6 protein-coding genes are annotated in these 10634 nt (G+C 57.2%); 1 reads left to right on the top strand and 5 read right to left on the bottom strand.

Translation table 11 applies throughout. The features are described from left to right. Positions 1 to 95 precede the first annotated feature (95 nt). The gene (locus OSO_RS0137900; RefSeq protein WP_010587950.1) at positions 96 to 1877 is read right to left on the bottom strand and encodes a hypothetical protein; all 1782 of its coding nucleotides are present in this window, start codon (positions 1875 to 1877) and stop codon (positions 96 to 98) included. 137 nt (positions 1878 to 2014) lie between these two features. After that, positions 2015 to 4252: a type IV pilus assembly protein PilM gene (gene pilM, locus OSO_RS0137905; RefSeq protein ID WP_040593880.1), complete on the bottom strand. Its 2238-nt coding sequence runs from the start codon at positions 4250 to 4252 to the stop codon at positions 2015 to 2017. 512 nt (positions 4253 to 4764) lie between these two features. On the opposite strand from pilM, the gene OSO_RS0137915 reads away from it, so the two are divergent. Next, a complete protein-coding gene (locus tag OSO_RS0137915) occupies positions 4765 to 7875 on the top strand; it encodes a glycoside hydrolase family 38 N-terminal domain-containing protein (protein WP_010587953.1) in 3111 nt (1036 codons plus the stop codon). 1063 nt (positions 7876 to 8938) lie between these two features. Here the strand turns inward: OSO_RS0137915 and OSO_RS0137920 are convergent. The 3 genes from OSO_RS0137920 to OSO_RS0137930 all read right to left on the bottom strand — a co-directional run bounded on the left by OSO_RS0137920 (position 8939) and on the right by OSO_RS0137930 (position 10510). Next, complete coding sequence (locus tag OSO_RS0137920; RefSeq protein WP_010587954.1) at positions 8939 to 9130, bottom strand: hypothetical protein; 192 nt, start codon at positions 9128 to 9130, stop codon at positions 8939 to 8941. Beyond that, positions 9127 to 9708 carry a hypothetical protein gene (locus OSO_RS49155; RefSeq protein WP_010587955.1) on the bottom strand — a complete coding sequence of 194 codons (582 nt, stop codon included), beginning with the start codon at positions 9706 to 9708 and terminating at the stop codon, positions 9127 to 9129. The genes OSO_RS0137920 and OSO_RS49155 overlap by 4 nt, the downstream gene beginning before the upstream one ends. Before the next feature lie 409 nt (positions 9709 to 10117). Next, entirely contained in the window at positions 10118 to 10510 is a 393-nt protein-coding gene (locus tag OSO_RS0137930; RefSeq protein ID WP_010587956.1) for a DUF1559 family PulG-like putative transporter, read from the bottom strand. Positions 10511 to 10634: the final 124 nt, after the last annotated feature.

The raw sequence follows: 10634 nt of genomic DNA on the forward strand, positions 1-10634 counted from the left end.
CGTTTGGGTATCTTGAGTTTTGAGGCCATCGACATCGTTCGTTTCGGTGTGGATGGCACCCGCGATCGTATCCGTTTGCCGCCTGTGCGGGGCGGCTATTTGTCTTCTTCCACTTTGACATCCTCAGGCTTCGTTGCGGCGGTGTCGGGATTTTCATTTCCCGGCTCCATGGGGGCGTCAGATTCAGCCGTCTCGCCTTCGGCGGTTGCAGATTCCGATGCGGTCTCGGTGGGTTGGCCTTCTGTTTCCGTCGCAGGCTGTTCGGTTGTTGCAGGATTCGATTCGTCCGTGGCGGCTTCTGGGGTCGTCTCGGCCGGGGTCACACCTGGGGCAACCTCTTCCGGCGGTTCAGGCATCTTTTGATAAAGCGTGAAGATGCCGCAGATCGTGACCTGGGCCATCACGGGGTCGGCGAGCGATTTTTGAAGGCTGGCTTCGGCCGTAGCGTACGCGGGATCAAAATCCCGCGCGGCACCACCGGGTGGGAACCCGCCCGCGCCCCCTGGGAACCCACCGGCTCCACCTGGGAATCCGCCCATGGCCGGTCGGCCTCCGCCAAATGGGGCCACGGCACCGCCACGATTCATGCCTCGTGGACGTTCATCATCATCCCCGTTGTTGTTATTGAATCGACCCATGCCAGGCCGCACTCCAGGGGCCGCGCGATTCACGTTCGCTTGTTGCGAGATTTCGTCTTCATGTCGACGAGCCATCTGGACTCGAATGACTTCGACCGGCAGGTCCGAGCCTTCGCTCGACGTCAGTTCTGCGATCAGGTCGGGGATCTTCGTGTGATCCATCGTGACCGACAGATAAAACCCGCGGGTCTTAAACGGTTTGCCTTCTTCTTTTGAGATGTAGCGCGTGAGTGGCTTGCTGGCCATTCCGCCACCAATACCGCCTAATGCCACCTCGTCCGAATCGCGTGTCCCCGCCATAAACTCTCTGCGGCCGCCGCCGAGTCCTCCGCCCCCGCCCATGGGGTTTCCGGCCTGAGTCCCACCGATTTGCGAGCCACCGCTGCCGTCCTCGCCGAATTCTTCACTGGGGTCGAATTCCGCAGAGATGGGCGGAAGAGGTCCCGCGGCCGCACCGGGGGCTCCCGGCATTCCAGCACGACCACCGCCCGCCATGCGACCTTTCGAAATAAAATCTTCTTCGTCTCCGCCAAGCTTTCCAGCACCGAAACCGCCGCCTATTGGTGCTCCAGCTTCGCCGCCCGCCGCCTTGGGGCCACCGCCGCGGAGCTGTAAGTCGGTGATGACGTGGATGGCGGCGTCGTTTCGTGAGACATCCGGTCCGCCGTTCACGTTATCGATCGATTGGAACAATCGTTCCATCAGCCACAGGTCTTCCTTCACTTCCCACATCATCTCGGATGTGACTTCGTTGATGCGGTTCCAGGGTTGACGCCTGAGGATCAAGTACATGTTTTCCAGAGGAAAAGAGACGATTCCTTTTCCGGTATAGTCCAGTGGATTGAGTTTTCTCCAGACCTTCTGAACTTCGTCTTCGTACGAGAGGCGGATCGATTCCATGCTCTGGGGCGTAAACAGACCCCAGTAGCCGCCATTCAGACCGACGCCGTCGGGCCAGGTCATCATCGTCGCCAACTGGCGCTTCCACAGGCCCGACTGGGTGCGAGCAATCGCTCGTTCCTGTTCGGAGTTGATGTCACTCAGTTTTTTCGTCCAGTCCTCATTCGGAATGGTGCCCTGGGGAACTTTCTTGAACGCCTTATCAATATCCGACTTGCGGGTGGCGATCTTGGCAGCCAGGGCGGCCGTCGACATCCACCAGCCAACCAGCGTCATGACGATGGCGACGCCCAAGAGAATCCAGAATTTCTGTTTCAGGATTGGTTCGAGGCGTTCCATGATTTCACCTTCAATACAAACGGCTGGCAGAACAATTGACAGATTGTGCGAAACAGGTCTTCAAGGCTTTGAGACTGATCGTCTCTGCAGGATGATTCGTGAGCAGTGAGTGACTCGCGAACATCGACAAGCAACGTTTACTGGTTCGAGGCCGTGGCATCTGGATTCGCAGGAGCCACGGGCGGCCAAGCCTTGCGGTCGGCCGGAAGTGTTGGTTTCCAGGCAAAGGCAATTTTGAAGGTGGTTCGATGCAGCGTCAGTTCCCGCTCCATCGAGTCGGCTTTGCCCTGATTCGGGCGATTCGCCGGCTGACGCAATGGTTGCTGGCCAATGATATTGGGCTGGCGAGGATTCGGATTGAAGTTCCCACCCGCTAATGGGTTCCCCCCGGGAACCGCCGGCGTGAACAGCACCTTTTCAGATGGTGTGGCGTCGATAATCGTGGCGTGTGAGATACCAATCAGCCGGACCGGAACAAACGATGCCTGTCCACCCGATTTGGTTTCCGGAATGACCACCCAATCCTGCAGGTTCTTGAGGAACTTATTGGCAACGTATTGTGCCCCCTGTTCGTCAAGGTGCTGAGCTCCCTCGATATGATGGTAGTGCACACCCTCTAGCGTAAAGACGTAGCCAGGTCCGCTTGGAGCGACCGTCTTGTCTTTGACTTCGTAGCCAGGAACTTTAATCACTTTGGCAGGCGGGGCTGATGTCTTGAACTCGGAGACAGGAGGTGCCCCCGGTTCGGGTGGGGCCACTGGCGCCGCGGGTGCTGCTTCGGCGGGAGTCGAGCCGTCGGAATCTTCCCGCAGGTAGCCCTTGGCCGACTCCGTAAAGATCGTTGCGTCGCTAAACCAGGTTCCCAGTTCGTCATATTTTTTCGATTTGATCCCACGGATCGAGATACGTTCCATCTTCGGAATGGCAAGCTCGTCGCGATTGTTGTCGAGATCCCGAGGCAATGACTCGTCGATTGCCTTGTAGATCTCGAGCCAGTCTTCTCGCGTATCCAGTGTCGTGATCAGAGCTTTGCCCGAAGTCTCCAGATCTTTGTTCTTCGCCTTCGCTGCATCGTATTTCCCTTGCAGCGTATTCTTTTCGCTTTCAATCTTCGTGGCTTCGGACTCGGCTTCACCGAACTGAGCGACACTGACCGAGCTCAAGACATTTCCGAAACCGGCGGCTGACGTTGCCAGACCCAGCATCAGCGTCGCCGCGGTGGCAACGGCCCAAGGCTTCTTCCGGCGGATCTTCCGTTCCGTGACGATCTCGGGCGGCAGCAAATTCGTGTGGATGTCGGTCAGCTTCAGGCACTGCAGCGCCAATCCGTAGGGCACGCAGAACGTCAGCAGGTTTTCTTGGAAGAGCGGGGCGTTCAGCACATGGTCGCCGACCAGCGACTTGAACGTGTCGACACGTTCGACCTCGTACTGCAGGTTCTGCTGCAGGAACTTTTGCAAACCGGCCAGGCGGAAGCCGTTTCCAACGCCGATCAGCCGCGAGATCTTCGCACTGCGATTTACGCTCGAAAAGAAGCCGATCGACCGCTGGATTTCGGCCACATAATCATTGAACACCGGACGTAAGGCCTGGAAGACGGCCCGGGGGTCAGGTGATTTCGTGGCGTTGCATTTCAGGTGTTCGGCCTTGGCGAACGTCAGCTTCATTTCCTTGGTGAGCGCGCGGGTGAAGTGATTTCCCCCGACGGGCATATTTCTGATCCAAATTTTCTTGCCGTTCGTCACGATCAGGGTCGTGGCATCGGAGCCCATGTCGACGACGACCGAGTATTCGTCGTTCGATTCACGGGGTTGGTCGTTGCGATAACCCAGCCGGTCGTAGCACAGGAAGTTGTACAGCGACAGCGGCGCAATCTGGATCAGCTCGACTTCGACTTTCTTTTCCAGAAACGGCTGCAGATGGTGCTGAACCTGTTCGCGCTTCATGGCAAACAAACCGACTTCACCGTCGAGCAGATAGCCGCTTTCTTCGATCCCGCCGCCGAGAGCCTGGAAGTCCCAGATCACTTCCTCCAAGGGGAAGGGGATCTGCTGGCGGGCTTCATACTTCACAATCTCTGCAACTTTGCTTTGCTCAACCGGCGGGAGCTGGATGAACTTCGCCAACGCGTTCTGGCCGGGAAGGCTGATCGCCACCAAGTCCGATCCGATCGGATTGCGCGATAAGAACGTTTCTAACGCCTGTCGAATCAGGTCGTCGGGAACGGCGTCAGGCTGATTCAAGAGCTTCGGATGCGCCACATAGTCGTAAGCGACCGCCACGACCTGCTCGGCGTTTTCCGCATAGCGAAGCTTGATCGCTTTCAGGCCTGCTTGACCGATCTCGATCCCCCAGGCCGATTTGTTTTCCGCCATGACCAAATCTTTCACACAGAAGAGATGACGAAGGCTTCCTGGCCCAGCGATTCAGAAGCCCAGCGATTCAGATGATTCCGACGTCCAGATGGAAACCCGTTGTGATCGGCGGCTTCCGTCGATCAAAGTCTAACAAGCACAACAGATTACTGATGATATGAGCGGCAAGACACCCGCAAACCTTCGGAAAAATCTAAACTCAAGAAATACTTGCGGTTTGCGACAAAGTCAACCAGAAGAAACCGAACGGCGGCATGAAAACAGACGATCGCGGACAGGATCGCAGAATGAAGCGGATCACACCGAATTCGACAGGTCTCCGCAACGTCTTTGACGAACGATTTGATCCGAAAGTTCCGAAGAAATTCCGCGAATCTTCTGAGAATTCGCTCACGTTCAAGTTGACCCGTTCGAGAATTGATCGGCTTGCTATCTGAATGATTGGTTCGCCGATATGATTCTTGACATCCCAACCACCGAAAACCCTTCAAAATAGGGCTGAATTCACGGCGATGAAGTCTCTTGAAATCCTCGTTCTGATTCCCTGCCATAGTTTGGATGACTTTCCTTCGGAACAGACCGATCAGCCGGCCGCCAGCCTGTTGAACTCGTTCGCGGTCGCGTTCCATCCCGCTTTGCTGATCGCGGCGAACGAATTTCCGCGATGGCATCGTGCCGATGATCCACCGCTGCCCCGGCGTGGCCAACTGATCTTCGTGCCCACCGTTTCCAATGACTGGCTGCCGCATGGTTGGGTCGAAAATGCGCGCCAGGATGGAGCGATCGTCGTCGCCGATCTTTCCGACCGTCAGGAAATGATCGCGGCCGCACTCGAAGCCGTTCGGTGCGAGCCGTGCCCCGCCATCGAAGATCCCAATGCCTCGTCGCCGGACAGTGAATCCGCTGACAGCGAAACCGCGGACTCTGCCGCGAATCTGCAGGACGCGACCGGACCCGTCGGTGACGTTGCCACTGAGAGAGTCGATACTGGTGAGACCGTCGATATTGGCGAACCGCAGGCAGAGCCGCTGGACGAGCACCTCACGCAAGAATCGATCGAGGCACTGTTCGAGCAGGATCTGGTTCAAGATTTTCTGGCCCTCGGGACCTGCTGGCTGTTGATTGAACTGCTGACCCGCAAGATGCGACAGTACGGCAATGTCGACGAATCGCGTTTCTTCCAGCGGATGCAGTCCTCGGCGAAAGCAACCGAGGCCGACGATCGCGAGACCGCCGTCACGCACCTGCGAGCCTGCTTTGAAATGCTGCTTGAAGCCCGCGAACGCTTCTATCCCGTCGAATGCTATCTGCTGGACATGTGCCTGGCGGTACCCGACGTCGACCCCGAACAGTTGCTGCCTGAACTGCAGCAGCCGGTCCCCTTCAGCCTGCTGACGACCTCGCATGATCTCTCCTCGATTCGAGCCAAGGTTCCGGAATTGGATGCGGCATTGGCCGAGGCCTTGCAGGCGGGGCGAGTCAGCATCGTGGGGGGTGAAGATCGAGAAACGTCGCTGCCATTGATCCCGCTGGAGTCGGCGCTGTACCACCTGGAGGCGGGGCGTTCCGAACTTCGGCAGGTGGCCGGCAAGGCTCCCGTCGTCTGGGGCCGCCGTCGATTCGGGCTGTCGGCGCTGCTGCCGCAACTGCTGAGTAAATTCGGGTTTCGTGCGGCACTGCACGTCGTCCTGGATGACGGGATTTATCCCGACGCGGAGTACACGAAACTGCGCTGGCGAGGCGTCGATGGCACGCTGATCGACGCGTTGAGCCGCATACCGCTCGCAAGTGACGGGGCGGCCAGCTATTTGCGATTCCCGGCTCGCATGTCGGAATCGATGGACCATGACCAGGTCGCTGGATTGATCCTCGCCCGGTGGCCGACTGTTTCCGGGCCCTGGTTTGAAGATTTGCGACGTTCGCAAAAGTACGCTCCTTGTCTCGGGCGATTCATCACACTGGATCGATTCTTCGAACAGACCGAGATTCCGGGGCAGTTGAGCACTCATAAGCCCGGTGAATATTTCTCGCCGATGCTGATTCAGCACGTCGCTCGACGCGAAGCGAACCCCATCGGCCGCTATACCGCTCACGCACTGCGCCGCCGAACGTTCGACACGGCAACCTGGTTCCACGCCATGTCGCGCGCCTTACGCGGGCAGTCGGTCGATTCTGCGGCTTGGCGAGCACTCGAGCAGGATTTGGAAGCCGCGACACCGACGGCACAGACCGAGTTTCCAGAGACCGCTGCGTCGTCGCTCGCCCAAGTTCTGGAATCCGGTTCGGCCGAGATTGCCCGGCTGGTGATGCACGGCACCGCACCGGGCCGTGGATTCTTGGTCGTGAATTCGCTGTCGTTTTCTCGTCGAGTCGTCGTACCGTTGCCGCCTCAGGTGGCTCCCCCGTCGCTGGGTGGACCCGTCAAGGCGGTCGATGTGGACGCCGCCGACCGATCGCGATCGGCCTGCGTCGTCGAGATTCCCGGATCGGGCTATGCCTGGATTCCGGCCGGTCCCGCCGGGGCATCCTGGCCCATTCCCAAGCAGCCACTGGCGGAAAAGGGACTGCTGAGAAACGATTTGTTTGAAGTCGCAATCAACGAACGAACGGGCGGCATCGGTCATATCCGGTTTCATCATCAGCGGTCGAAACGGCTGAGTCAGCAATTGTCATTTCGATTCCCGCGCGAGCGAACGATCACCGTCGGGCCGGAACCCGAAGATCGGATCAAGTCGCAATATGCCGATATGCGCTGTCTGGGGCAGGACGTGGTCCGCAATGGAACGGGTTGTGGTGAAATCGTGACCTGGGGCGAGATCATTGATCAAGCCACGAACGATCGCCTGGCGTCATTCCGTCAAAATGTTCGTGTCTGGCGAGGGCTGTCGACGGTTGAGATCGAGATTGAACTGACCGACGTCAAAGTTCCCGACGGCGACCCGTGGAACCATTATTTTACCTCGCGCTTCGCGTGGAACGACAGCACGGCCGCCATCACTCGAGGAATCTATCATTCCGCGCATGAGTACGTGGGCGAGCGGTTTGAAACGTCGGATTACATCGAAGTGGCGTCGGAAGATGAGCGATTGACGATCGTACCACACGGCTTGCCGTTTCATCGACAGGCCGGACCGCGCATGGTCGATTCGATGCTGGTTGTGGCCGGAGAGGCCGAACGTCGGTTCAAATTCACGGTGGCGATCGATTCGCCATACCCGCTCGAAGCCGCGTGGAATGCGACAACGCCCGCCCCGGTCATTGTCACCGAACAAGGTCAACCGCGTGGCGGAGCGAACGGGTGGTTCTTTCAAGTCGATTCACGAAACGTGCAGATCACGCGCATCCTTGAGGCGTTTGATCCCTCCCATGTCGTCTCACCACTCGAGCAATTCACGCATTCGTCGGTCCCGCATGATCCTGGGTTTGCACTCCGGCTGATCGAAACTGAGGGGCGTTCGAAATCCGTGAAGCTGCGTTACATCCGCACGCCGACCTATGCGCGCAAACGCGACTTCCGCGGTGAGACCATTACAGAGCTGAATATTGTTCAGGATGCGGTGGTCGTCGAACTGACGGCGTATGAGGTGGTGGATCTTGAGCTTCGATTCGGCAAGACGTCGTAAGCCCCACGACGCGCAGTGCCATTTCAGTGTGGTTTGTGGTTCGGATCGTCCGTTCATTGCCATCCTTATCTTCTGTACGTTGTCGTTACCAAGCTCTCGTTTTCCTCGTTTTCTCGTTACCAACCTCCGCTTGATAACGCCCATTGAAGTGTTGACTTCCGTCAAATGGGACTGCGACCTGAGACCTCTCCGCCCGCATGTGCAGCGCATGCCGAAGCGTTGCCAAGCTCCCGCTTGGCAACGAGGGAATTGCCGACCTGTAAGGCAACGCTGTGAAGGGTTTTTGGGACCTTGGAAAGTCGTCAAGTTGCGTCGCAGATCTTCAGGCCCGATTGGGCCTGAGGAAAACAGATCGACTACGCGGTCCATATGAACTTATGCTTCGTCTTGATTGGAACTTGAAACCTCAACCCAAAATGTTTCACGGCGTTGCCTTACACGCCTTCGTATCATTTCCCAGACCGAATCCCGGGCCGTCGGTTGCCTTTGCGGTCTTTGACCCGGGCTGGTGGAATGGCCGCCCCTGCGGGACTCAAGAGAACGCCCGCAAATGCCTGTTTTCTAACTATCAATCTCCCGCTTGAGAGCGCCTCTTGCGATCGGGTTTTCCCTCGGGAGAAAGGTGGCGTGGGTCTCGCGTGTACACTTCCGGTGTGTAGGAAGCGTTGCCAAGCGGGAGCTTGGCAACGAGGAGGCGAGTGACGCAAGCGCGGTGTAGCTTCTACTCATAAAGCGCAGCGAGATGTTTTTTTACTCGCATTGTCAAAGTTCAAGTTCGCGCCCCCCCGAAATTGAACACGTTGATTCTATTGATCGTTATGTTTCTGATTATCTTATTTCGTAAGGACTTAGGTGTGCTCATCGGACATTGAAATGTTGAGCATGTTGATCGTCTTGGGGGCTTTCCCTGTCTTAGTAGCCTGTTGAAGTCTCGTGGGCTGGCTCCGCTCCGATCGAAAGCGCCATGATGCCGTGAACGCCACGATGTCTGTCCCTTGATTTCAAAGAGCTGCTGGAACGCCTGTTTAGTCGCGAAGGTCACTCGCCCAATGATCATAGGAACTCATTCCACGACGTCAGCGCCAATCTTCCAGATGTTTGGAAGACTGGTGAAGTGAAAGCGGAAGCAGGCCCCGATCTCGCGCGAGATCGGGGCCTGCTTTTCCGTTGAGTTGACGCCGATTTCCAGTTGGTGCGAGCTTGAGCGCACCGCGATCGCGCTGGATTGGAAATGGTCGCGGGTGGAGTGAGTCACGGCGATCCGGTGCGTTTCACCTTTCCTTTGACAGGTTTTCCGCTGTGAACCTTCGCGTACGCCGGGGCTGGCTTTTTTGGCTTGCCTTTGACTTCGAGATCGACTTTGAAATCCTTTTCGGGGACGGATTCTGCGATCTCGATTTTCTTGGCAGGGGCCTCGATGTGGTTGAACAAGTTATTCAGTTGGTCTGGCCCGCTCCATCCACTTGAACCAATTCGCTCCAATCGCTCGACGAGCATCGAGTATTTCCCGGGGCGAGCGCCATCGCCATCAAGGTACGTCGTGAAGTGAAATTTTCCCCCTTGAGTGGTGACTGTTTTGGGATCGGATTGTTGCGGCGCGTTCGCGCCTTCGGGAACAAGTCTGACCATCAGGTCTGAAGCCGGTTCTCCATCGATTGTGATGACTCCTGCAAAGGGAACCACCTTATCTCGGTTGGGAATGGCCTTGTTGAGTCGACTTTCGGCACTCTCGCCTCCACAACCGACGAGCAGGCCGCAGGTGATCCAAAGCCGACCGCTTTTTAAGAAATGAGTCAGAGAGAGATGGCGACGGAGCACGTTGGATGTCGTCAATGACCTGTTCCTCTTGAAACTTGAGGTTCGTGATGAAGAATGACCGCGGCGTGTCGAATTCCTGGGACGAGTCCAATGGACTTCCCCTGGAGCTCGCGAGAATCACCGACGCAAACAGATGTGACTCGAGATTCAAGTCACATCTGTTTGCGTGAGAAGCGAATGGGTTTGCTGCACGTCCCTGCAGGCCCCGCCGCGAGGGATATTTGGACCTCGTAACACCAGCACCATGCCGTCGAAGTTGTTCAACGCGTTGACTGCGACCCGAAGTCCAATGAAAAATCGCTCACGGCGTTGCCCGCAGGGTTGGCACGATGACTTCTGAGACGTCAACGTGATTGTGCCGCGGCGAGGCGCGCTTCGTGCACTTCCAAAAGAAGGGGCGAAGGCATTTCAAGCGGATTGCGAATCAGAATTCGCCCAGGACCCCGCCACCATCGAACGAGACCAGTTTGATGACCACTTCGCGTGACACGTTAGCGCTGAGTCCTCGAACGCTTCCGTCGCCAAGCAGGATATTGGCCATTCCCGAATGGAAGCTGTAGATCCCCACACCGCCTTCGTTGGTGCAATTCACAAAACAAGGGCCTTCGGTGATGGTGCCATCATAGCTTGAACCCGCCATCCAATTTTCGGCATTGTTGATATCCGCCCATCCACCGCCGATCGTGCCTGTATTTGCAGTGATCAGCTTCCCGGCGCGCCACAGATCGTTTCGGCCGGCCAATTCGTACATCAGCATGACATTCGTGGTGCCGTCCGTCAGGTTGCTGATTCGTGTCTTCGTGTTGTTGTTCGACATCACTCCGTCGATGAAACCCGGGTTTGTCTCACCGACAATTCCCAAGCATTGCGCGCCCCACACACCGCAGGATGGGCTATAGAGAGCATTTCATAACGCGTATTGGCAAGGAAACTGCGTACCA

This window comes from Schlesneria paludicola DSM 18645 (genome assembly GCF_000255655.1).
Taxonomy (GTDB): Bacteria; Planctomycetota; Planctomycetia; order Planctomycetales; family Planctomycetaceae; genus Schlesneria; species Schlesneria paludicola.